General features: G+C 49.9%; 27 protein-coding genes and 1 tRNA gene. 14 read left to right on the forward strand and 14 right to left on the reverse strand.

The annotated features are described in order from the left end of the window. Window positions 1–8 precede the first annotated feature (8 nt). Window positions 9–572 (reverse strand): Uma2 family endonuclease, encoded by a 564-nt coding sequence (locus AACT35_RS13390; protein ID WP_099238213.1) that lies wholly within the window; start codon window positions 570–572, stop codon window positions 9–11. Window positions 573–600: 28 nt separating this feature from the next. Further along, a complete protein-coding gene (gene lipA / locus AACT35_RS13395) occupies window positions 601–1,506 on the reverse strand; it encodes a lipoyl synthase (RefSeq protein ID WP_099238215.1) in 906 nt (301 codons plus the stop codon). A 93-nt stretch (window positions 1,507–1,599) separates the two neighbouring features. Here lipA and AACT35_RS13400 point away from each other — a divergent pair. Continuing rightward, window positions 1,600–1,673 (forward strand) — tRNA-Pro (locus AACT35_RS13400). 57 nt (window positions 1,674–1,730) lie between these two features. On the opposite strand, the gene AACT35_RS13405 is transcribed toward AACT35_RS13400, so the two are convergent. Further along, window positions 1,731–2,240 (reverse strand): pentapeptide repeat-containing protein, encoded by a 510-nt coding sequence (locus tag AACT35_RS13405; RefSeq protein WP_099238217.1) that lies wholly within the window; start codon window positions 2,238–2,240, stop codon window positions 1,731–1,733. A 246-nt stretch (window positions 2,241–2,486) separates the two neighbouring features. Here AACT35_RS13405 and AACT35_RS13410 point away from each other — a divergent pair, with 246 nt between their 5' ends. Then, window positions 2,487–4,097 carry an iron uptake porin gene (locus AACT35_RS13410; protein WP_099238219.1) on the forward strand — a complete coding sequence of 537 codons (1,611 nt, stop codon included), beginning with the start codon at window positions 2,487–2,489 and terminating at the stop codon, window positions 4,095–4,097. 84 nt (window positions 4,098–4,181) lie between these two features. Here AACT35_RS13410 and AACT35_RS13415 read toward each other — a convergent pair whose 3' ends face one another. Next, window positions 4,182–4,499: a DUF3082 domain-containing protein gene (locus AACT35_RS13415; protein WP_099238221.1), complete on the reverse strand. Its 318-nt coding sequence runs from the start codon at window positions 4,497–4,499 to the stop codon at window positions 4,182–4,184. 216 nt (window positions 4,500–4,715) lie between these two features. On the opposite strand from AACT35_RS13415, the gene AACT35_RS13420 reads away from it, so the two are divergent. Further along, window positions 4,716–4,958 (forward strand): hypothetical protein, encoded by a 243-nt coding sequence (locus AACT35_RS13420; protein ID WP_062432821.1) that lies wholly within the window; start codon window positions 4,716–4,718, stop codon window positions 4,956–4,958. On the opposite strand, the gene AACT35_RS13425 is transcribed toward AACT35_RS13420, so the two are convergent. The 4 genes from AACT35_RS13425 to AACT35_RS13440 form a co-directional block, all read right to left on the reverse strand. Beyond that, window positions 4,955–5,338, reverse strand: coding sequence for a VOC family protein (locus AACT35_RS13425; RefSeq protein WP_099238223.1), 384 nt, complete (start codon window positions 5,336–5,338; stop codon window positions 4,955–4,957). The genes AACT35_RS13420 and AACT35_RS13425 overlap by 4 nt on opposite strands. Window positions 5,339–5,341: 3 nt before the next feature. Next, complete coding sequence (locus tag AACT35_RS13430) at window positions 5,342–6,466, reverse strand: DUF3747 domain-containing protein (RefSeq protein WP_099238225.1); 1,125 nt, start codon at window positions 6,464–6,466, stop codon at window positions 5,342–5,344. A 153-nt stretch (window positions 6,467–6,619) separates the two neighbouring features. Beyond that, window positions 6,620–6,910: a hypothetical protein gene (locus AACT35_RS13435; protein WP_099238227.1), complete on the reverse strand. Its 291-nt coding sequence runs from the start codon at window positions 6,908–6,910 to the stop codon at window positions 6,620–6,622. 162 nt (window positions 6,911–7,072) lie between these two features. Further along, complete coding sequence (locus AACT35_RS13440) at window positions 7,073–7,189, reverse strand: photosystem II reaction center protein I (protein ID WP_015132356.1); 117 nt, start codon at window positions 7,187–7,189, stop codon at window positions 7,073–7,075. 158 nt (window positions 7,190–7,347) lie between these two features. On the opposite strand from AACT35_RS13440, the gene AACT35_RS13445 reads away from it, so the two are divergent. Further along, on the forward strand, window positions 7,348–8,310 hold the full coding sequence (locus AACT35_RS13445) for a DUF6282 family protein (RefSeq protein WP_216820511.1): 963 nt from the start codon (window positions 7,348–7,350) through the stop codon (window positions 8,308–8,310). A gap of 33 nt (window positions 8,311–8,343) precedes the next feature. Next, a complete protein-coding gene (locus tag AACT35_RS13450) occupies window positions 8,344–9,129 on the forward strand; it encodes a DUF1350 family protein (RefSeq protein ID WP_062432810.1) in 786 nt (261 codons plus the stop codon). 17 nt (window positions 9,130–9,146) lie between these two features. Here AACT35_RS13450 and AACT35_RS13455 read toward each other — a convergent pair whose 3' ends face one another. After that, window positions 9,147–10,442 carry a Glu/Leu/Phe/Val family dehydrogenase gene (locus AACT35_RS13455; RefSeq protein ID WP_099238229.1) on the reverse strand — a complete coding sequence of 432 codons (1,296 nt, stop codon included), beginning with the start codon at window positions 10,440–10,442 and terminating at the stop codon, window positions 9,147–9,149. 208 nt (window positions 10,443–10,650) lie between these two features. On the opposite strand from AACT35_RS13455, the gene AACT35_RS13460 reads away from it, so the two are divergent. The 7 genes from AACT35_RS13460 (at window position 10,651) to AACT35_RS13490 (ending at window position 15,943) form a co-directional block, all read left to right on the forward strand. Then, window positions 10,651–11,232 carry a DUF4126 domain-containing protein gene (locus AACT35_RS13460; RefSeq protein WP_012306401.1) on the forward strand — a complete coding sequence of 194 codons (582 nt, stop codon included), beginning with the start codon at window positions 10,651–10,653 and terminating at the stop codon, window positions 11,230–11,232. Between the two features lie 52 nt (window positions 11,233–11,284). Next, window positions 11,285–12,496, forward strand: a complete 1,212-nt coding sequence (locus tag AACT35_RS13465; RefSeq protein WP_099238231.1) for a molybdopterin molybdotransferase MoeA — start codon at window positions 11,285–11,287, stop codon at window positions 12,494–12,496. Between the two features lie 135 nt (window positions 12,497–12,631). Further along, window positions 12,632–13,099, forward strand: a complete 468-nt coding sequence (locus AACT35_RS13470; protein WP_012306399.1) for an LptA/OstA family protein — start codon at window positions 12,632–12,634, stop codon at window positions 13,097–13,099. Between the two features lie 3 nt (window positions 13,100–13,102). Then, window positions 13,103–13,846 carry an LPS export ABC transporter ATP-binding protein gene (lptB, locus tag AACT35_RS13475; RefSeq protein WP_012306398.1) on the forward strand — a complete coding sequence of 248 codons (744 nt, stop codon included), beginning with the start codon at window positions 13,103–13,105 and terminating at the stop codon, window positions 13,844–13,846. 129 nt (window positions 13,847–13,975) lie between these two features. After that, on the forward strand, window positions 13,976–14,365 hold the full coding sequence (locus AACT35_RS13480) for a hypothetical protein (protein WP_099238233.1): 390 nt from the start codon (window positions 13,976–13,978) through the stop codon (window positions 14,363–14,365). A 29-nt stretch (window positions 14,366–14,394) separates the two neighbouring features. Further along, window positions 14,395–14,967 (forward strand): signal peptidase I, encoded by a 573-nt coding sequence (lepB, locus tag AACT35_RS13485; RefSeq protein ID WP_062432799.1) that lies wholly within the window; start codon window positions 14,395–14,397, stop codon window positions 14,965–14,967. A 34-nt stretch (window positions 14,968–15,001) separates the two neighbouring features. Further along, window positions 15,002–15,943 carry a glycosyltransferase family 2 protein gene (locus AACT35_RS13490; RefSeq protein WP_062432796.1) on the forward strand — a complete coding sequence of 314 codons (942 nt, stop codon included), beginning with the start codon at window positions 15,002–15,004 and terminating at the stop codon, window positions 15,941–15,943. Between the two features lie 11 nt (window positions 15,944–15,954). Here AACT35_RS13490 and AACT35_RS13495 read toward each other — a convergent pair whose 3' ends face one another. Continuing rightward, complete coding sequence (locus AACT35_RS13495) at window positions 15,955–16,617, reverse strand: class I SAM-dependent methyltransferase (protein ID WP_099238235.1); 663 nt, start codon at window positions 16,615–16,617, stop codon at window positions 15,955–15,957. Window positions 16,618–16,690: 73 nt separating this feature from the next. Here AACT35_RS13495 and AACT35_RS13500 point away from each other — a divergent pair, with 73 nt between their 5' ends. Further along, on the forward strand, window positions 16,691–18,391 hold the full coding sequence (locus AACT35_RS13500; RefSeq protein WP_030005989.1) for an ABC-F family ATP-binding cassette domain-containing protein: 1,701 nt from the start codon (window positions 16,691–16,693) through the stop codon (window positions 18,389–18,391). A gap of 17 nt (window positions 18,392–18,408) precedes the next feature. Next, window positions 18,409–19,491 carry a YheT family hydrolase gene (locus AACT35_RS13505; RefSeq protein WP_099238237.1) on the forward strand — a complete coding sequence of 361 codons (1,083 nt, stop codon included), beginning with the start codon at window positions 18,409–18,411 and terminating at the stop codon, window positions 19,489–19,491. 28 nt (window positions 19,492–19,519) lie between these two features. Here the strand turns inward: AACT35_RS13505 and AACT35_RS13510 are convergent, their stop codons facing one another. The 4 genes from AACT35_RS13510 to AACT35_RS13525 all read right to left on the reverse strand — a co-directional run. Beyond that, entirely contained in the window at window positions 19,520–19,735 is a 216-nt protein-coding gene (locus AACT35_RS13510) for a hypothetical protein (RefSeq protein ID WP_030005987.1), read from the reverse strand. After that, window positions 19,735–19,863 carry a hypothetical protein gene (locus AACT35_RS13515; protein WP_255447998.1) on the reverse strand — a complete coding sequence of 43 codons (129 nt, stop codon included), beginning with the start codon at window positions 19,861–19,863 and terminating at the stop codon, window positions 19,735–19,737. Before AACT35_RS13515 ends, AACT35_RS13510 begins: the two co-directional genes overlap by 1 nt. 130 nt (window positions 19,864–19,993) lie before the next feature. Then, window positions 19,994–20,530, reverse strand: coding sequence for a TolB family protein (locus AACT35_RS13520; RefSeq protein ID WP_200870481.1), 537 nt, complete (start codon window positions 20,528–20,530; stop codon window positions 19,994–19,996). A gap of 29 nt (window positions 20,531–20,559) precedes the next feature. Then, window positions 20,560–20,750: hypothetical protein (locus AACT35_RS13525; protein ID WP_339374621.1), on the reverse strand; the 191-nt coding region annotated here is incomplete at its 5' end.

The raw sequence follows: 20,750 nt of genomic DNA on the forward strand, positions 1-20,750 counted from the left end.
AAAATAGCCTAATTTTTTAACCAAGCAAAAATCTCATCTCCCCTTAAAGTCAATGATCGAGCAAAAGTCGGCATTGGTAAACTTTGGGCTTGCTGATCAAACACCTGTACAGATTTATCTGGCTGATAAACGAAAATACAGGCTTCTTGGGGGTCAATCAGCCACCCCATTTCTGTTCCATAAGCTAAACAGTGGAGGATGTTACGAATAACACGGCTATGGCTTTGATTGGGAGACAAAATTTCAATTAACCAATCCGGTGCAAGCTTAAAAACATTGGCAATTTCACCGTTGTCATCCCGGGGGACACGTTCTGTTTTAAACACTGCAACGTCCGGCACAATGGAGCGTTCCCCAAAAGTACAACGTAGTTCTGGAAAAACCTGAGCTGTTTTCTCTGGGCGGAAAGCCATGGTGAGGGCAAGGGTTAATTCCCGTTGTAGGAGGCTATGTTTTCCTGGGGGCATTGGCTTTTGACGAATCATCCCATCGATATATTCGTTGGCAGGTTTAGTCTCTGGTAGCGCTAGGAATTCTTCTAAGGTAATTGAGCGACTTAGTGCTTGCACGATGGAACGTACCGTAGATGGGAACTATTTTTTATTTTAGTGAATGTAACTGACTGAGTTCTGGCTTAGATCGTGGGTGGGTTTCCATTAAGCGCCGCACCTGTTCGGCATGGTAAGAACTACGGGTGAGGGGGCTAGAAATCACTTGCAAAAAGCCGAGGGATTCACCATATTCGCGCCAAGCGTCAAATTGTGCTGGGGTAATAAAATCTTGCACCCCTAAATGTTTTTGGGTGGGCTGGAGGTATTGACCAATAGTGAGAATGTCACAGTCTACGGCTCGCAGATCACGAATGACTTCACGCACTTCGGCATCGGTTTCCCCAAGGCCAACCATAATCCCCGATTTGGTGTAAACCCAGGGGGTTAGCTCGCGGGTGCGCTGGAGTAACTCCAGGGAACGTTGATAATCCCCTTGGGGACGCGTTTTTTTATAAAGACGGGGGACGGTCTCGGTGTTGTGGTTCAACACTTCGGGGGCCGCATCAAGGATCGTTTTGAGGGCGTCCCAATTACCGCAGAGGTCAGGAATCAAGACTTCAATGGTGGTTTTGGGTGACAGTTCGCGGGTGCGCTCGATACATTTTACAAATTGGCTTGCGCCACCATCGGGGAGATCATCACGGTTGACGGAGGTGATCACGACATGGTTTAGATTTAGACGGCGGACGGCTTCGGCGAGATTTTCGGGTTCTGCGGGATCTAAACCCCGGGGCACTTTGTCAAAGTCAATGTCGCAGTAGGGGCAAGCACGGGTGCAGGCTGGCCCCATAATCAAAAAGGTGGCGGTGCCTGCATTGAAACATTCGCCAATGTTGGGACAGGAGGCTTCTTCGCAGACGGTGTTGAGGCTGAGGTCCCGTAAAATTTCTTTGACGCTGCCAACCCGTTGCCATTGGGGGGCCTTTACTCTGAGCCAATCTGGTTTTACCGTCACGGCGATCGCTCCTTATCTTTTGAGAATTTTGGACTTAACGGACAAGTTTTTATCGTAGCAAGGTTTACCTGTGTTAGTATAGGTTCTGTTTTTCGGGATGTAGCGCAGCTTGGTAGCGCACCTCGTTCGGGACGAGGGGGTCGTAGGTTCAAATCCTATCATCCCGATTTTTTAGAAAACCATGACCAAAGATCTCCTGGATGTTTTGCTAATTCCCAGGGGGACTAATCTTTACAGTTGAGACTATAGCGGGTGTCGGTACCGGTAATGGTATTGGTGCCGCTGGCTCGTTTGCAGAGCTCGGACAGTTGATAGCGGTCGAGGAGCGCACCAGAAAAATCAGCCCCATCGATAATCGCTTCGGCAAAGTTTGTCCCCGGTGCAACGGCATCGACAAAAAGGGCGTTGGTGAGGTTTGCACCTTCCATGTTGACTTGATCCATAAAGGCTTCGGAAAGGTTGGCTTCGGTGAGATTGGCCTCCATAAATTTGCCTTCGGTGAGGATGGCTCGGCTTAGGTCACTGCCAGTAAAGTCACTCCCCCGCACATCGGCCCGGGCAAAGCTCGCTGCCTGGAGATTTTCGTGGGCAAAGTCATGGTTCGGCAGTTCGGAATAGGTATAGTTCAGCTTACTAGCGGCGATCGCCTCTGGGGTCACCAAAATTATCACGGCGATCGCCAACAGAAAAACCATTCCCACACGTCGAACAAATTGCGCGGCTACAGAAACCATAATTTCACTAACCTCAAAAAATATTTTTCTTTTTCTAGGATACAAGCCTTCCCCAAGGGGGTTACATCCAGAACTTCCATGTAGTACCCGCTAAATTTGCATCACCGCCACGATTTCGTAGGAAATACTACAAAACTTCCACCATAAGTCATGGCAAAACTAAGCCATTCATTTTTTAACCCCGACTTCAACTTTGATTAACCTTGCCAAAATCAAAGCTTCGGGTGTGAGGACAAACACCAAACTATGACTTCTTTGAAAACTGTATCCTTAGCTGCAACCGCTTTTGTGACGATGACCGGCCAGGCGATCGCCACAGATAATCAAGCATTGCTCGAACAAATTAATCAGTACAGTGCGAACAGTTCTACCGCTCAAGTCAATAGCATTTTCCAGCTCAGCGATGTTTCTCCCTCTGACTGGGCCTTTGATGCGCTGCGAAATTTAGTCGAAAACTACAACTGTATTGTTGGCTATCCCGATGGTACCTATCGTGGCAACCGTCCCCTCAGTCGTTATGAATTTGCCGCTGGTTTAAATGCGTGCTTACAGCAAATTGAGCGGCTGATCACCAGTGGCAGTTCTGAAGTTACGGCAGAAGATCTTGCTGCGCTACGTCGCCTCGTGAATGAATTTGAAGCAGAACTCGCAACCCTCGGTGCCCGCGTTGATGACCTCGAAGGCCGCGTTGAATTCCTCGAAGATTATCAGTTCTCAACGACGACCAAGCTAGTGGGCGAAGTTTCCTTTAACGTTTCTGATGCTTTTGGCGATGGTGTCGATGATGCCCAAACCGTTTTTCAAGACAAAGTTCGCTTAATGCTAGTCACCAGCTTTACTGGCAAAGATCGGCTCTATACACGTTTAAGTGCCGGAAATTCTGGCCCTTCATTTACAGGGCAATACGATACTTTGGGATCTGGATTTGTCCCTAGAACTCAAGAAGGACGTTTTTCCTATGATGGTGAACGTGACAATGATGTCACGATTGATCGACTGCACTATGCCTTTCCAGTTGGTGATAGCACAACTGTCACGGCGATGGCGATTCTCGGTGCTCACCACTTCTATGCAGATACCTTCAATACAGGTCTAGAAGCTGGTGGTGGTTCAAATGGTGCCCTCTCTCGTTTCGGTGAGCGCAACCCAATTTATCGTCTGGGGATTGGTACTTCCACTACCGGGATTGGGATTAAACATGACTTTAATGATGTCTTCCAGCTTTCGGCGGGATATCTTGCAACAAATGGCAGTGATCCGAGCGAAGGAGAAGGACTATTTAACGGCACCTACTCCGCAATGGCGCAATTGGCAATCAAGCCCAGCGACAAGTTTAAATTTGGGGTGAACTATGTTCGCGGCTATGCTACTGATAGTAGTGATTTTGCCTATGGTGGTACGGGAACTGGCTGGGCTAATAATCTGAATAACTCCGGCATGGGCATGGCTGTAAACAATGTGGAAACGAATTCGTTTGGTGGCCAGGTTCAATGGGATGTTACCGATAAAATCAGCCTCCGGGGTTGGGTCGGCTATACCGATGCCAAGTTCGATGAAGGTGAAGCGGATATCTGGACTTGGGCCGGTATTTTGGCATTGCCTGACCTTGGTAAACCCGGCAACATGGGAGCAATTATCGTTGGTTCTGAGCCCTACGCCACAAATCTAGAAATTGGTGGCAGTACGCCCCGAGGCTTTACTGATGATATGCCTTTGCACATTGAAGGGCTTTATAAGTATCAGTTGAGCAAGAATATTTCCATTACCCCTGGTGTGATTTGGTTGATTAATCCAAATCAAAATGAGGATAACGAAGACATTATTATTGGCACGATTCGGACAACCTTCTCTTTTTAGGGAAGCTGGCGGCGAGTGAAGCTGCTTAACTGAAAATGCTGAAAAATAATGACCTGACCCTGGAAGCAATTCTGGGGTTTTTTCTTATGAATCACCAGGAGAAGTTGTTTGCTTACCGCTCAAGAGAGACTGGAGACCCAAAATAAATAGACCTACAGCAATGAGGCCAAATACCCCGGTCGCCATGGTAAATAAGCCCATAATGAGGGTGCGTACTGTAATCCCGATTTGGATAGCCAGACCATTTCCCGTGGGCGGTTTACTAGCAAAGCCCGTAATGACTTTATTTGTTAAAAGGTAGGCTGCAAAGGACATGGAACCAGCAACGGCAGTACCGTACCAACACCGCAAAGGACTGGGTAAGGTTTCGTCTGGTTTTAGGTCGGGGGTTTCTTCGCTCATCGTCTCGATTTGTTAAATAGTAGAAACTACAAATTACAGGCCAGGGGACATGGTTGATATTTTACACCTTTGGGGTTTGGGCAAGGAAATTTTCCAGGAGTGCCAAGCCCAAGACTTAAGCCAATATTTAGTACCGATGTCACTGGGCCAGGTGTTGCCATAGTATAAAAATTGAGAGAAATATTTCCGTGGCCGTTTACGAGGGAGGACAGATCAATGAAAGTTAAGTTCATGAGTGCAGGCAATTCGGTGAAGTTGGTTATTTTTCTGTTGCTGGCATTTGTGGCGGTGGGAGATGTCTTTTTACCAGAACCTCTCAAGGGGGCGAGTAAACAAATAAAGGCAACCGTAAACAATCTTGTCCTGGGTATTTTGCCACGGGAGGGATTTCAAGATCCTCATGAGCGGACGGAAAAGGCCGTAGAAGAAATGGAACAGGAAGCAGGGAGCCAACCCTAGGGATTGGGTTGAATAGCATTACTTTGGTGCAGAATCAAGCGGTTTTGGGCAGGATCGTAGGCGTAACATTCGCGTCCATGGGAGGCTGTGCTGATTTCACCATTTATCGCTCCCCCTAAGGCTTGTACGGTGGCGATCGCCTCTTCGAGATCATCAACTTCTAGGCAAAAACTTAAAGCGCCTGAGGTTCCGGTAAATTCTGCTTGGTGTTGGGGACTGGGTTGAAAAATGCCGATTTTCAGACCCAGAATCCGAAACTCCGCGTAACGATCTTGGCTGTAGCTTGCGGGTTCGTCATTCAGGAGGCCACGGTAAAAGTCAACCACCTCTTGCCAAGGGTCAGCGGCGATCGCCACAAAGATTTCTGAAAAATTTGCCATCACTTACTGCACAGGGACAATTTGCACGGCTAGACCCGTTTCTCGCAAGCGCATTTGCAGATCTTGGGCTTCAAATTCTGCGGCGAAGGCTCCGGCTTGCATCATCCGGCGATCGCCAACCCACGTATGAAACGCATCCGGGATAACAGCCTTTAACCGTTCTTTTTGTTCTGGGGTTTGGGCATCAACCACTACCCGGTAACGCAAGCCTAAACTCTGGGCTAGGGAAGCACTATTGGGCGGTGGCGGTGGTTGTTTGCCTGGTTCTTCGAGGCGAATGACCCCGGTATTGCTAGAACTGTAGGTGGGGATAGAGCGTTGGGGGACAGGGAGAACGTTGGGATTGCTGGGATTGCTCGGTAGACTCACGATGGGTTCAGGGGCCGCAGGAACTGTAATTGCTGCCACGAGGGTTTCGTTCGGGCGACTGGTGGTTTCTTGGTAGGGAGGCACAAAAATTTGAATTGTTTCGCTGCCAGAGACCGATTTTTCGGTGATTTTGCTACTGGTATAGGTGGTGGGCGCAGTTGCAACCCATTCCTGTCGGGGAGCGGCAGCAATCAATTGGTCGCGGGGGCGTTCATTGGCGAGGTAAATGTGATCCAGGGTTTTTCCTTCGTAGGTGCGTTTCGCCATGCGCCAACCCGGATTGAGATTAATCTTCAGCATTCCCTGGGCCAGCCCCCCCGTATCTCCCACTTCGATGGGCGATCGCTCCGGATTTTCCACATCAAAAGCCTTGAGGACAACCGCTCCCCTTTCCGAAACCAGCTGGAGGCGATAGCGCCAAGCCATATCTTGCTCCCCTAGGCGCAGGGAATAGCCGTTGGAATCGGTGCTGCGGCCACAAATCCCCGTAAAGTCAAATTGCAACAGTAGCGGATCAATGACCGTGGGAGAGCCTCCCTGTTCTCGCCAACAGGCCCGGTTTTGATCAAGTTGTTCAAGGATCACAAGATTATAGGCTTCACCACCAGCAAGGGGGACGGCGATCGCCACCACATCTCCAGGAGTCAAATCCTGGGTGCCAAACAAACCGCTATTAGCTTGGGCTATGGGTGCAAAGCTAATGGGCCCTAGGGTAGCCATACTCACCCCCAACGCCGTGAGACCTGCGCGAATATTCATCTGATCCTCATCACCAAAACAAACAATGGGCCTGGGTTTTCCCCTGGGGGAAAGCTCAGAATTGCCAGCATTTTAGCACCGGACTTTTGCCTCTCCCATCCCCTATCCGGCCATCAGTCAACAAAAATTTATAGTTCCGTGTGCCGACACAGTTTAAAAGGGAGAAATTGTTTGCAGCAGTTTCCGCAACCGGAGAAGAAAAATGGTGTGCTGGATGTCTGCATTGACGGTGGGGGGAAGATTTCGTTCCGCCTGTTCCTGTTGGATTTCGGCGTATTCTTGGGCAGTGACGGGTTCTCCATCAATGGGCGATCGCCCTTCGGTAATCATTTCTGTGCGCAACACCTCCTCCGGGAGATCCTCTGGGGGTGGCAGTGCCATCGAGAGGGGCGTTGTCAGGAGCAAAACAACGGCGGTTATGGGCAAAGCAGGTCGTCTTAGCATGGTGACATTTAGGGGACAGTTGCGGGGGACTCAATGGCCTTTCTTTTCAATGTAGCGAATCTAAAACCCATCCCCATGAAAAAGTGGGGTTGCCCTAGGACAGCTCCCCACCATTTTTGATGCTGTAAATCAAGTTTGCTGCGATAAACAGCCCAGAATACTTTATTCGAAATCCTTTCTACCGGGGTTGCGGGTTGGGTCGCTAGATAGAAAACCGAAGATAAACAGAGATACAAAGAAAATGACTGTGATGTAAACAGCAATCTTAAGGGTAAGCATATTTATAGGTCTCCTGTGAACACAAAACCAACGGATGCAATTGGTTTTATGAGGATATTTTAATTAACGTAACATATCATACGTTGATATCCTCGCTTCCGTAAACGAAAGGAATCCTTAAACCGTATTCGCTAGCGCAAAAGCTGCCATTCTCTGCCATGGAACGTCCCCTTTATTTCCTTAAAAATCCTTTCCTGTTGCGGCTGTTAGTCGGGATCGGTTTGGGCCTCTGGATTTGGGGGGTTGGGATGCTGGGGGCGATCGCCACAGATTTTAAAGGCAGCATCGATTTCCATGTCCATTCTGCTCCGGATGTCACGGCTAGGTTATACGACGACCTCGAATTGGTTGAAAACGCAGCCCAGGCAGGGATGCAAGCCCTTGTGCTCAAAAACCACGTCACCCCAACGGCGGATCGGGCGGTGTTGGCCCATAAAGTTGTGCCGGACATGGAAGTATATGGCGGCGTTGTGCTCAATGAAACGGTGGGCGGCTTAAATCTCCGGGCCGTGGAAACCATGGATCGCCTGGGAGAAGGACGGGGAAAAGTCGTTTGGCTACCCACCATTGATGCGGCCCACCATCGTCAGACCCTAAACCACCGCTTTGGGGGATTGCGAGTCGCTCGCTATGGCCATCTGGTGCCAGAAATGCCGGACATTTTGCAGTACATTGCCGCCCATAATCTGGTTTTAGGCACGGGCCACATTTCCCCAGCAGAAATTCTCACCGTTGTCCCTGCGGCGAAACAATTGGGCGTTGAAAAAATCCTCGTAACCCATGCCATGGCCACCGTACCAGGATTAACCCTCGCACAAATGCAGGCGATCGCCGACCAAGGGGCTTTTTTAGAATTAACCTACGTGAATACATTGATGGGGGAAAATGCCACCGAAGCCGACCACCAAGCCTGGGAGAATGTGAGCATTGAAACAATGGCGAAGGCGATCCAAACCATCGGCGCAACCCACTTTGTCCTGAGCACCGACCTCGGACGGGCCCTTGATCCATCGCCCATTGACGGCTACCAGCGATTTTTAGAACAGTTGGCGGCGGCGGGCATTTCTAAAGCTGACCTGTACCTGATGAGCCACACCAACCCCGAAAAACTTTTACAATAAAAGCCACTTTTAGTAAGCAACAAACGGCAAATAATGATTTGGCAAGAGTCTGGCGGCAGTTGGATTTTAATCCCAGTACAACCGGTGGGGGTGATTCATTTTTTGGGGGGGGCTTTTGTGGGCACTGCGCCGCAACTCACCTACAAATGGCTCCTAGAACAGCTTGCCGCCGAAGGATATGCGATTATCACCACTCCTTTTGTGAATGGTTTTGATCATTTGGCGATCGCCCGGCAGGTGCTTAACCGCTTTGAAAATATCCTCGAACGACTGCAAAACTCAAACCAACTGGGCTACCGTTACCTCCCTGTCTATGGTGTGGGCCACAGCATGGGCTGCAAAATTCACCTGTTGATTGGCAGCTTATTCAATGTGCAACGGGCAGGCAATGTTTTGATGTCCTACAACAACTTTCCCGTGAAAAAATCTATTCCTTTCTTCGAGCAGTTTGACCCGGATAACACGATTAATTTTGAATTTACCCCTTCTCCTCTTGAGACCAATGAAATCATCCAAACCAGCTACCAGATCCGGCGCAATCTCCTGATTCAGTTCAACAACGACACCATTGACCAAACCCCAGATCTAACCCCCATCCTCATCGAGCGCTTCCCCAATATGGTGGCCACCCTCAACCTCACGGGGAATCACCTCACTCCCTTAGGTCAAGATCTAGACTGGCAATTTACCGAAGGCTTTTCTCCCCTCGATACCTTTGGCCAATGGTTAAAACAAGGCCTATCAAAGGATCTAAAGGGACTGAAAACAGAGATCTGCCGTTGGTTGAACCCTGCTGATTTTGCCGTCTCTAGGGCGTAAATCGAAAGAATTTTCCCCTAGGCCGAACTGCCTGAAAAATAAGTGCGTGTCCCCTTCGCATCTAGGGCCTCACCGAGGCGCATCAGAGCCTGGACATAGGCCGCAGTCCGCATCGAAATCTGTCGCGTTTGGGCAATGTGCCACACCTGGTTTGTGGCTGTAACCATACGTGTCTTCAGCTGATCGCGAATGTCCGTCGCTGGCCAATAAAAGCCACTGCGATTTTGCACCCACTCAAAATAACTCACCGTGACCCCCCCAGCATTGGTGAGAATATCGGGCACCACCATAATTCCCTTCTCTTCTAGGATGACATCCGCAGCCGAGCTAATGGGGCCGTTGGCCACTTCAAAAATTAATTGGGCTTGCACTTGATGGGCATTGTCCGCCGTAATTTGATTTTCCAGGGCTGCCGGAATCAAAATATCAACATCTAAGGTCAAGAGTTGTTCATTGGTGATCGTTTGGTGTTCAACAATATTGCAAACGGATTTTTCACAATAAACAGCAGCCATATTCCGACTTTCTGACTTGTACTGGCGGATGCTCGGAATATCTAAGCCCTGTTCTGCATAGATCCCCCCACGGGAATCACTAACGGCGACAACACGGTAGCCAGCGCAGGCTAGTTGTTGGGCCAGTTCTGCTCCGGCATTGCCAAACCCTTGCACCGCAACGGTGGTTTTTTCGGGGACATATTCTAGTTTCTTGCAGATGGTTTTAATCACATCAAAGGCACCACTGGCCGTCGCGGTATTGCGTCCTTGGCTTCCCCCCATGCCCAAGGGCTTGCCCGTTACGACCCCCGGCAGAATTTTCCGTTGAATAATGCTGTAATGATCCATCATCCAACCCATCACCATGGCATTGGTATAGGCATCTGGTGCCAAAATGTCTGTGTCGGGGCCAATGGCATCGGCGATCGCCTCGATGTAACCCCGGCTCAAACGTTCTAGTTCGGCTTTAGAAAGGCTTTTGGCATCAACGGTAATGCCCCCCTTGGCTCCCCCAAAGGGCAGATCTAGCAAGGCACATTTAAAGGTCATCCAAAAGGCCAGGGATTGTACTTCGTCTAAGGAAACGTTGGGATGATACCGCACGCCCCCTTTCCCCGGCCCCCTAGTGTCGTCATACCGCACCCGATACCCCCGGAAGATTTTCAAAGAACCATCATCGAGGCGCACGGGAATAGAAACGCTCAGGCTCATTTTGGGATATTTCAAGCGTTCGCTGGCATCTTCAGAGATGTTGACGTGATGGAGCGCTTTTTCGAGGCGTAGGCTAGCATCGCTCAGGAGAGAATTTACCGTCATGGTTCATGGTTTAAGCCGAATAAGGGGTATTAAATCACGGTGACTTTGGCTTGTGAGGTCGGGAACATGAATCACGGGGAAATCGTTACATCTGCTGATGTGAAATCATTCGGGATTGGAAAAAAGGCCATCCCTAAAAATGGAACGATACACTGAAGGGTAAGGTCTTCTGTCCACGGGATTGTGGCACAGAATTTTTTATGCAGACATGATCATCGGATTTTTGGCGGTATTGTCAGCAGCGGCGGCGGCGGGAATGCGCATCGGTTTACCGTTGCTGATTATTTTGCTGCTCCACAGTGATGAATTGGTGGCAAATTTGCCTGGGATCGGTTGGTTGCCGCCCCGGGTTTTGATCGCTATTTTTACGATGTGGGCCGTGTTTGAGCTGTTTGGCTCGAAGCAACTCCTGGGTCAACGCATTCTCCAGGCGATCGCCTTATTATTTAGTCCGATTGTGGGGGCCATTTTAAGCCTGACCGTGGCCCAGGTGATCCGTTTAGAATTTGAACCGCTCTGGCTGGTGGGGGTAATGGGGGGGCTGGTCGCTTTTGTGCTGAAGCTGACTTTGACAGGCTGGTTTTTCCGGTTGCGGGGTCTGCCCCTGTGGTGGTCTTTTACGGAAGATTTTTTATGTGTGGTGCTGGTGCTGTTTGCTTTTCAATCGCCGGAACAGGGCGGCATTATCGCGATGATTTTGCTGTGGTTAGCGGTGCGCAGTTCCACAGAATGGAAACGCTATTACGAAGAGAATCGCCAGCCCCAAGGTGGCAGCCCAGGGCCAGACTAACTTGTTTGGCAAACTGACCTACTATATTGAGTGTCAAAACGTGTGACGAAGTATGATTTCCGTTGATCAAGCCCAAGCTTTAATTCTCCAGGCGATCGCCCCCCTTAGTGAAACCGAACCCAGCACCCTAGAAACGGCCCTGGGACGAATTTTAGCGACGACGGCGACCGGAAAATTAGATATTCCCCATTGGGATAACTCCGCCATGGATGGCTATGCGATCCGGTTTGCAGACCTGACAAATCAGCCCGTTGAACTAGAAATTATTGAAACGATTCCGGCGGGTCAAGCGCCCCAAAAATCCCTAGCATCTGGTCAAGCCGCGCGCATTTTCACCGGGGCAATGTTACCAACCGGAGCGGATACGGTGGTGATGCAAGAGCACACAGAACAACGGGGCGATCGGGTCAAAATTTTACAGAATCCCTCTTTGCGGCAGTTTGTACGCCAGCGGGGTGACTATTATCGCGCCGGGGAACCCCTCCTACAACCAGGGCAACGGTTGGGCGCAGCAGATTTGGCTGTGCTCGCGGCCTGTCAATGTGTGGAATTTCCGGTCTATCGGCAACCGAGGGTCGCAATTTTTTCCACGGGGGATGAGCTGCGATCGCCCCAGGAAAATTTAAAGGTTGGCCAGATTGTTGATTCTAATCGGTATGGTTTGACGGCCTTTGTCCAGGGGAAACGGGCGATTCCGAAAAATTTTGGCATTGTCCCCGATGATCCAGCCCAACTGAAAGCAACCATGAAAGAGGCGATCGCCGCCGGAGATCTGATCCTCTCGACGGGGGGCGTTTCCGTGGGCGAGTTTGACTATGTCGAAAAACTCCTCGAAGAATTAGGGGGCGAAATTTTCATCCGTAGTGTGGCGATTCGTCCCGGTAAACCCCTGACAGTAGCGAAATTTCCTGGAAATAAACTCTATTTTGGTTTACCTGGCAATCCGGTATCGGCCCTGGTGGGTTGTTGGCGGTTCGTGCAACCTGCGTTGAAAAAGTTGTCCGGCGATGCTGGGCCTTGGGCACCAGAATTTGTCTGGGCCACCTGTGATCAGCCCCTCAAGGGCGCCGGAAAGCGGGATGCTTACCTATGGGGAACCTTAGTAACCACCGCGACAGATTATCTTTTTCATTTAGCTGGGGGCGGCCACAGTTCTGCGAATTTAGTGAATCTTGCCCAAACCAATGCCCTCGCCATTGTCCCCCAGGGGACTGGTGAAATCCCAGCAGGCGATCGCCTCCGGGTGATGCGTCTCCAAACCTAGGAGAATTTTTGTTGAAAAGGGAAATCCCAGGCTTACTATAGGAAGATAATTCCGCAACTCAATCGGCCATCGTTGCGTCTTTAGGGTAAATAGCCGCACCCAGCGCGCATAGTCTTTTTAGCAGGTACAACAATTATGACGGTCAAGGGCTTTGGTAATCGAATGATTTATGGATTTGGGGGACTCTCCTTGGCGATCGCCGCCACGGTCAGTCAGCTTCCCCCCCAGCAGGCCGCCCAAGCCCAAAATGCCAATGCCCTCACGGTGCGTTCTGATATCCAAGAGGCGAATACCGAAACGGGGATTATCACGGCCCGGGGCAATGTGCGGATCAATTATCCCGCCCGCAATCTCCAGGCTACTGCTGCCCAGGCCCAATATTTTTCAGAAGAACGTACACTAGTGCTCAGTGGCAACGTCTATGTCCTCCAGGATGGCAATAGTCTCCGGGCAGAACAAATGACCTATTCTATTGACGAAGGACGTTTTGTCGCCACCCCAGGCCGCAGCGAACAAGTAGAAGCCAGCTATCTCATTCCCGAACAGCCCCCGACAAGTCAATCCCGCACCCCTGCACCCATTACTCTCCCCGAAGACGAATAAACCGTGACCATCGTTCTCGAAAACATCCGTAAAACCTATGGCAAACGCGTCATTGTTAACCGTGTCAATTTAAAAGTAAATCAAGGGGAAATTGTCGGCCTCCTGGGGCCAAATGGTGCTGGGAAAACCACTACCTTTTACATTACAACGGGTCTGATTAAACCCAATGAAGGGCGCGTCTGGCTCCAACGGCAGAACATTACGCCCCTAAGTCTAGATGAGCGGGCCAAATTGGGCATTGGCTATCTCACCCAGCAACCCAGCATTTTTCGGAATTTGACGGTCAAGGAAAATATTCAACTGGTTCTCGAACAGTCCCCTTTGTCCCACCGCCAACAGCAACATCGCCTCAAGGAACTGGTGAGCGAATTTCGGCTGCACCGCATTGTGAATACCCGCGGTCGTCTGGTGTCAGGGGGCGAACGACGGCGTACCGAACTGGCCCGCGCCTTAGCCGTCGGCGGTCAAGGGCCGAAGTTTCTCCTACTTGATGAACCCTTTGCTGGGGTTGATCCCATTGCCGTCGCTGAAATTCAACAAATTGTGGCCCAACTGCGGGAACGGGGCATGGGAATTTTGATCACTGACCACAACGTCCGCGAAACCCTTGCGATTACTGACCGTGCTTACATCATGCGGGACGGGGAAATTCTTGCGGCGGGAACGACAGAAGAGCTTTATAGCAACCCCCTTGTGCGGCAGTATTACCTTGGGGAAAATTTTGAGCGCAATGTGAAATATTTCTAGGGCTGGGGTTGCGGGGCAATCGCCAATGGGTAAGGTTTTTAAGGGCGGAGACTTCATAAAACGTTAGGTAAAAGTTCCTAAGAATTCGTTAGGCTCAGATCAATAACATCATCTTTTTTTTAAGAGCCTTTGAATATTGCCGTGTTCGAATTGAGTAGCGTTTTTGAGCAGTTGTGTGAATTTTCCCGGTGCCATTGTCTTGCCATCTGTGGCGGTTTGGTTCCCTTTAACCTGATTTTGAGTTTTTTGACCTTGGTGTACGTGGTGCGCCAGGCTTCCCCCAATTTGATCCAAAAAAATGCGATCGCCGTTTATGGGGGCGTAACCCTGATGGTGCTCCATGTCAGCACGTGGTTCCTGGTCGGCGTTGTAATGGTGCCCACCTTCCTCCTCCCTGCTTTTGGGGCAGTTTGTGTCGCGATTAATCTCTGGGGAACCCAAGCGCCCGCATCCCTGCGCCGTTTCCTGTTTTGGCTGTGGGGAACTGTACTGAAACGAAGCGAACGTGCCACAATATAGAGCCGTCGTATCAAATTTCACGGAGACCCATGGGCGATCAGGGCGAACACCTCAGCACAAATCAACAACCGAAACCATGGGCTGCCCTCTGGGAAAATATTCGCATTCTAGTCATTGCCCTGGCGATCGCCTTGGTGGTGCGCTGGTTTATCGCGGAACCCCGGTATATCCCCTCCGGTTCGATGCTGCCGACCCTCGATTTAGGCGATCGCATTGTTGTCGAAAAACTATCCTATCGATTCCAGCCCGTGCATCGGGGTGATGTGGTGGTTTTCCGGACGCCCCCCCAACTAGAACTCCTCGGTTACGATCCCCAACAAGCGTTTATCAAAAGAATTATTGCCACCCCCGGTGAAACTGTATCCGTTCACAATGGCACCGTGTATGTTGACCAAGCGCCCTTAACGGAACCCTTCATTGCTGCGTCGCCTGACTATGAATTGCCGACCCTAACGGTGCCGCCCCACAGTTTTTTTGTCCTTGGTGATAATCGCAACAACAGCAATGATTCCCATATCTGGGGCTTTGTCCCTGCCGATAATGTTATTGGCCATGCCATTTTTAAATTTTGGCCCCTGAACCACCTCGGCAAAATTCTCTAGAACTATTTTCTCAACCTGCCCCCTCCTTCTTTCGATGATTACTTACTCCATCATCATCCCGGTGTACAACGAAGAAGCGAATCTTCTGGAAATGTATCGGCGTGTTGTCCAGGTTATTGAAGGGTTAGATGGCCCCGCAGAGTTGGTTTTAATCGACGATGGCAGCCAGGATCGTTCCCTCGCCATTTTGGACGAATTACACCAAAGGGATCCCAGGGTCCACTACTTAAGTTTGGCGAGAAATTTCGGCCATCAAATCGCGGTTACAGCTGGTTTGCAATATGCCCAAGGGGAGGCGGTCATTATCATGGACGCCGATCTCCAGGATCCCCCCGAATTGCTTCCTCAATTAATTGAAAAATGGCGGGCGGGCTACCATGTGGTCTATGCCCAGCGGGTGAATCGAGCCAGAGAAAGCTGGTTTAAGAAGCTCATGGCCTATGGCTTTTACCGGATTTTAAATCAATTTACCGATGTTTCCATTCCCACGGATACGGGGGATTTCTGTTTGATGTCCCGTCAAGTAGTGGATATTCTCAACAGCATGCCCGAAAAACACCGCTACATTCGCGGCCTCCGGGCCTGGGTGGGGTTTCCGCAAACGGCGGTGCAGTTCAACCGGGAGCCACGTTTTGCCGGGGAAGTAAAGTACACCTTTCGTAAATCCCTGAAGCTCGCCATTGATGGGATTATTTCCCTGTCCCGTAAACCCTTAAAGATTGCCACTTATTTGGGTTTGGTGACAGCCCTGGTGGCGATCGCCATGATGATTTTGGTGTTATTTTGGCGGATCTACAATGCCCCGGCCCAGTTAATTGGCTACACTCTGATCACCATTGCCATTTTCTTTTTGGGAGCTGTGCAACTTATTTGTCTTGGCATTCTCGGTGAATACATTGGCCGCATTTACGACGAGGTGAAACAACGCCCCCTCTACACCGTTAAAAAAGCGGCGGGCTTTGACGAAGTACTTTAGGCCAGATTTTTCTAAAGTTTGCGGGCGAGGGTCAGACCATCGGCCACAGGCAATACCGTCAAACTAATGCGTGGGTCGTTGTACAAAGCTTCATTGAAAGCGCGAATTTTTTCCGTACGTTTGTCTTGATCCGCTGGATCGGCCACGCGTCCCGACCACAACACATTATCAACGGCAATGACACCGCCGACCCGCAGTAATTTGAGAGACCGCTCGAAATAGTTTAGGTAGTTGCCTTTGTCCGCATCAATGAAGGCAAAATCAAAGGTGCCCACTTGCCCTTCCGCTAGCAGAGAATCCAACGTTTCGAGGGCTGGGGCAAGGTGGAGTTCAATTTTTTCGGCGACCCCTGCTTTTTCCCAATAGGTTTGGGCGATCGCCGTTGGCCTTGGGTCGCGATCGCAAGCAATGACTTTTCCATTTTTCGGCAGCGCTAAGGCGACAACGAGAGCACTGTAACCCGTAAAAACGCCGATATCTAAGGTTTTCTGCGCCCCCAGCAGTTGCACGAGCCAGGCCATCAACTGACCCTGTTCCGGAGCGATCTGCATCCGGGCTGCTGGGTGTTGGGCCGTGATTTCCCGTAATTCTTTGAGGACGGGATGCTCTTTGAGGGAAATGCGGAGGAGGTAATCATATAAAGGGGCGTCCAGGGAGAGGCTACTACGGGTCATGGCAAAGGAGTGAACGAAAAAAGTTTACAATTTGTTATAGACTGATGCTAATCCCAACCAGGAGTTTTTCCCGATGTTAAGACTTGAGCACATCCGCAAAATTTATCCCACCGGCGAAGTTCTCAAGGATATTAACTGGGAAGTGAAAACGGGTGAACGGGTTGGCCTTGTGGGGGTCAACGGTGCGGGAAAATCTACCCAGATGAAGATCATTATGGGGGAAGTGGAGCCGACGGATGGCGAAATTATTCGTCCGGCAGATCTGCGCATTGCCCATTTGACCCAAGAATTTGACGTGGTGCCGACGCGCACTGTGCGCGAAGAACTATGGACAGTCTTCACAGAAGCCAACGCTGTGCAGGATGAAATCCACCGCATTCAGCATGAAATGGCCGAGCCGGATGCCGATCTAGATGATCTGATCCACCAGCTTGACCGGGCCCAACGAAAATTTGAAGCCCTTGATGGTTATCGTTTAGAGTCCCAAATTGAAAAAATTCTCCCGGAAGTGGGCTTTGAGATCGAAGATGGCGATCGCCTGGTGAGTTCCTTTAGTGGCGGCTGGCAGATGCGGATCAGTTTGGGCAAAATTCTCCTTCAGGAACCAGATATTCTCCTCCTAGACGAGCCGACCAACCATCTAGATCTAGAAACCATTGAATGGTTGGAAAATTATCTCCGGGGTTTAAAGACGCCGATGGTGATTATTTCCCATGACCGAGAATTTCTAGACCGCCTTTGTACGAAAATCGTTGAAACAGAGCGGGGAATTTCGACCACCTACCTCGGTAACTATTCCCAGTATTTGCAACAAAAAGCAGAAAATAAAGACGCCCAGCAATCTGCCTTTGAGCGCCAACAAAAAGACTTGGCCAAACAACAGGAATTCATTGAAAAATTCCGGGCGAGTGCCACCCGCAGCACCCAGGCAAAAAGTCGCGAAAAACTATTAGATAAGGTCGAACGCATCGAAGCACCCATTAGTGATGTGCGCACCCTCAAGTTCCAGTTTCCCCCAGCGCCCCGGGGCGGCCAGGAGGTGGTGACAATTCAGGATTTGACCCACACCTACGACGACAAAATTCTGTTTCTCGGTGCGAATCTGGCCATCGAACGCGGCGATCGCATTGCTTTTCTAGGGCCAAATGGCTGCGGCAAGTCCACAACCCTGCGCATGATCATGGGCATGGAAAGCTACGACGAAGGCAATGTTAAAATTGGCACCCACAACATCATTCCCGGTTATTTTGAGCAGAACCAAGCTGAAGCTCTCGACCTTGAAAAAACGGTAATGGATACGATCCACGATGAAGTACCCGATTGGAAAAATGGCGAAGTCCGGACGCTCCTAGGGCAATTCCTCTTTAGTGGCGACACCGTTTTCAAAAAAGTAGGTGCCCTTAGTGGTGGTGAAAAAGCCCGGTTAGCCCTGGCAAAAATGTTGCTGCGGCCCGCAAATTTTCTAATCCTCGATGAGCCGACCAATCACCTTGATATTCCAGCGAAGGAAATGTTGGAAAACGCCCTCAAGGAATATGACGGCACCGTGGCGATTGTCTCCCACGACCGTTTCTTTATTTCCCAAGTCGCCAATAAAATTGTCGAAATTCGCGACGGAGAATTTATTGTTTACAACGGCGATTATCATTACTATCTTGAAAAAATCGAACAAGAAAAAGAAGCAGCACGACGACGTCTAAAAGCAGAGCAAGAAGCGGCGAAAAAAGCAGCAAAAAAAGCCAAGCAATTGGCCAAGAAAGCGACTAAAAAATAATAGCAAGATGTAGTTTTATGTTTTATCAACCGCCCCTCTGGTTACGGTCTGGCATTGCCATGACAATCTATGCGGCCTTTGGTGCTGCGAAACAGTGGCACAGTCAACCAAAAACATCTCCTTTAAAGTATCGGGAGGTGATCCTGACGGGGGCGAATCAAACGCCTATTTTTTGCCAATATGCGCAACCCAGTAATTCAAAAGGAACGATCGTTGCTACCTATGGCATTACCGGCAGTTTAGAAGACCAATGGTTTCTAGAAATTCTCGCTCATAAGGCTTTCCAGGCAGGCTATGGTGTTTTATTGTTCGATTGGCGTGCCCATGGTAAAACAGCAGCCCTCTCCCCTGATTTGACCAGTGACGGCCTCCTTGAAGGCGAAGATTTTGTGCGTCTAGCGGCCCAGGGCAAACAACAACTGGGGTTAAAGTCGCCTTTTTTCTTTGCTGGTTATTCTCTGGGGGGACAATTAGCTTTGTGGGGATTAAAAAAAGCCCAGGAATTGGATTTAAAGGCTTTAGGGTTGCAACCAGAAGATATTCTTGCGGGTGCTGTCATTTGTCCCAGTTTAGAATCCCACCGTTCCCTCAGTTATCTCGAAAAACATCCGTTCAAATGCTATTTTGAGCAGGCGATCGCCAAAAATCTACAGAAGCTGGCTTGGCAGTTACAAAGCTACCATCCCCACGCTTTCCAGACTGAAACCATTGAAAAGGCGACGACAATCCGAGAGTTTGATCAGTATCTCGTGATTCCCAAGCTGGGTTTCACCACAACCCAAGCTTATTACGAGGCCAGTAGCCCCCTTTATTTTCTCCAGGATTTACACAGGCCGACTTTTATTTTGTATGCAGCGGATGATCCCCTCTTTGCGCCGGATCTTGTTGAAGATCTCCGCTATGTCGATCAACGGAATACTCACCTAAATACCCAAATTACAAAGTTTGGGGGCCATGTGGGTTACATTAGTGATCGCCAATGTCAAAATCATTGGGGAGACAGTGACCCCTGGTGGGCATGGCAAAGAATTCTTTCTTGGTTTGACCAACAGTTAAGTCGGCACCACCGGACTCGTTCTGTCACGACAGCGCAACAATAGCACAATAGTCAGAAAGTCGAACAGAAATTCAAAGATCAGAAGAACGGGCTTTGAGGCGCTCGATGATGATTGGTAATGCAATGACGAGTACCTTAACGACCCAGGGGGCGTAACACAAGGCCAGAAATCCGGCGAGGATAGCCACACATCCCGTAGCAACTTTGACAATTTCTTCCTTTGTGGTGACACTCAAACAAGTTGCACAAGCAGCAACTCCGAGACTCAAAATCGATGGGTTAATCATTATTCAATACTATTTCTGCTGCAAAAGGCGATCGCCCGAATGGCGTTGGTGCGGATTTTTACTTCCCTAGCTGTCATGGTGGGGCGGTTAGGGAGCGCACAGTCAATAAAAGTTAAGATATATGACATGATACTCCGATCTACTCATCTGTCAAGGTAGAGCAAGACGACTTTTTCTCACATTGTTAACAATTGCCCACAGCAATGGGGCTCAACATTTTCCGCTGAAGCAATCGCCAACTTACCTACAGCGGCGCGGTTAACCTGACGGATTTACAATCACTTCCTGGGGTAAATCAAATTCAATATTCGGGCCACGGTCTAAAACCTCAATGTCCCACTGGCCCCGCCGAGCTGATTCAAACACCACATAGCGGCCATCGGGGCTAATTTGGGGGTTGCGCACCCAATGACGGTAGCCCTGGGTCAAAATATCAGACTGCTTGGTCGCCCGATCGTAGAGGATAATATCCGGCTTCCCCAGGGGACTAGAAAGATAAACAAGGTAACGCCCGGTACGGCTTAGGCTAGGGCTTTCATAAATTGCATTTTTTTGATTGAGATTCGGCAATTCCACAAACTGCTTTTGGTTTAAGTCATAAAAAAGCAGTTCACTGGTGCCATGGCGATTAGAAATTAGAGCCAACCAGCGACCATCCCCACTCAACGCAGGCTGTTCATCATGGAAGCGGCTATTGAGGGAGACCGGGGTTAAGGGGGTGTTGCCAAAGGAGCAGCCTCCCAATCCCACCAATATCATCAACAACCAGAGAAAGCGAGGGGTTTGCCTAAGCACGTTCGTTAATGGGCAGAAAATTCGGGCAATTAGTAGTCGAAATTGACGGGGTTGTTGGGGCGATCGCCTTCTGGCATTTCTGGATTGTCGGGGGCCGGATCATCCCAATCTTGATCCTCCCCAAAGGCAGCGCCATCAATGGGTTGATAGTCAACGGTGGCCACTTCTTCGTCGGGGGCACCATAATCATCGGGGCGAGGGCGACGGGGACGACGGGGGG

This window comes from Synechococcus sp. BDU 130192 (assembly GCF_963876085.1).
In the GTDB taxonomy this organism is placed as follows: Bacteria; Cyanobacteriota; Cyanobacteriia; order Cyanobacteriales; family MRBY01; genus MRBY01.

What these genes read in the sequence shown, in the direction of transcription:
- AACT35_RS13420 (WP_062432821.1), top strand. Translation starts at nt 4,716, where the DNA reads ATGAAAGTTAAGTTCATGAGTGCAGGCAATTCGGTGAAGTTGGTTATT.
- AACT35_RS13460 (WP_012306401.1), top strand. Translation starts at nt 10,651, where the DNA reads ATGATCATCGGATTTTTGGCGGTATTGTCAGCAGCGGCGGCGGCGGGA.
- AACT35_RS13425 (WP_099238223.1), bottom strand. Translation starts at nt 5,338, where the DNA reads ATGGCAAATTTTTCAGAAATCTTTGTGGCGATCGCCGCTGACCCTTGG.
- AACT35_RS13515 (WP_255447998.1), bottom strand. Translation starts at nt 19,863, where the DNA reads ATGTCATATATCTTAACTTTTATTGACTGTGCGCTCCCTAACCGCCCC.
- AACT35_RS13410 (WP_099238219.1), top strand. Translation starts at nt 2,487, where the DNA reads ATGACTTCTTTGAAAACTGTATCCTTAGCTGCAACCGCTTTTGTGACG.
- AACT35_RS13445 (WP_216820511.1), top strand. Translation starts at nt 7,348, where the DNA reads ATGGAACGTCCCCTTTATTTCCTTAAAAATCCTTTCCTGTTGCGGCTG.
- AACT35_RS13500 (WP_030005989.1), top strand. Translation starts at nt 16,691, where the DNA reads ATGTTAAGACTTGAGCACATCCGCAAAATTTATCCCACCGGCGAAGTT.
- AACT35_RS13495 (WP_099238235.1), bottom strand. Translation starts at nt 16,617, where the DNA reads ATGACCCGTAGTAGCCTCTCCCTGGACGCCCCTTTATATGATTACCTC.
- AACT35_RS13450 (WP_062432810.1), top strand. Translation starts at nt 8,344, where the DNA reads ATGATTTGGCAAGAGTCTGGCGGCAGTTGGATTTTAATCCCAGTACAA.
- AACT35_RS13435 (WP_099238227.1), bottom strand. Translation starts at nt 6,910, where the DNA reads ATGCTAAGACGACCTGCTTTGCCCATAACCGCCGTTGTTTTGCTCCTG.
- lepB (WP_062432799.1), top strand. Translation starts at nt 14,395, where the DNA reads ATGGGCGATCAGGGCGAACACCTCAGCACAAATCAACAACCGAAACCA.
- AACT35_RS13405 (WP_099238217.1), bottom strand. Translation starts at nt 2,240, where the DNA reads ATGGTTTCTGTAGCCGCGCAATTTGTTCGACGTGTGGGAATGGTTTTT.
- AACT35_RS13510 (WP_030005987.1), bottom strand. Translation starts at nt 19,735, where the DNA reads ATGATTAACCCATCGATTTTGAGTCTCGGAGTTGCTGCTTGTGCAACT.
- AACT35_RS13430 (WP_099238225.1), bottom strand. Translation starts at nt 6,466, where the DNA reads ATGAATATTCGCGCAGGTCTCACGGCGTTGGGGGTGAGTATGGCTACC.
- AACT35_RS13415 (WP_099238221.1), bottom strand. Translation starts at nt 4,499, where the DNA reads ATGAGCGAAGAAACCCCCGACCTAAAACCAGACGAAACCTTACCCAGT.
- AACT35_RS13490 (WP_062432796.1), top strand. Translation starts at nt 15,002, where the DNA reads ATGATTACTTACTCCATCATCATCCCGGTGTACAACGAAGAAGCGAAT.
- AACT35_RS13455 (WP_099238229.1), bottom strand. Translation starts at nt 10,442, where the DNA reads ATGACGGTAAATTCTCTCCTGAGCGATGCTAGCCTACGCCTCGAAAAA.
- AACT35_RS13505 (WP_099238237.1), top strand. Translation starts at nt 18,409, where the DNA reads ATGTTTTATCAACCGCCCCTCTGGTTACGGTCTGGCATTGCCATGACA.
- AACT35_RS13470 (WP_012306399.1), top strand. Translation starts at nt 12,632, where the DNA reads ATGACGGTCAAGGGCTTTGGTAATCGAATGATTTATGGATTTGGGGGA.
- AACT35_RS13440 (WP_015132356.1), bottom strand. Translation starts at nt 7,189, where the DNA reads ATGCTTACCCTTAAGATTGCTGTTTACATCACAGTCATTTTCTTTGTA.
- AACT35_RS13465 (WP_099238231.1), top strand. Translation starts at nt 11,285, where the DNA reads ATGATTTCCGTTGATCAAGCCCAAGCTTTAATTCTCCAGGCGATCGCC.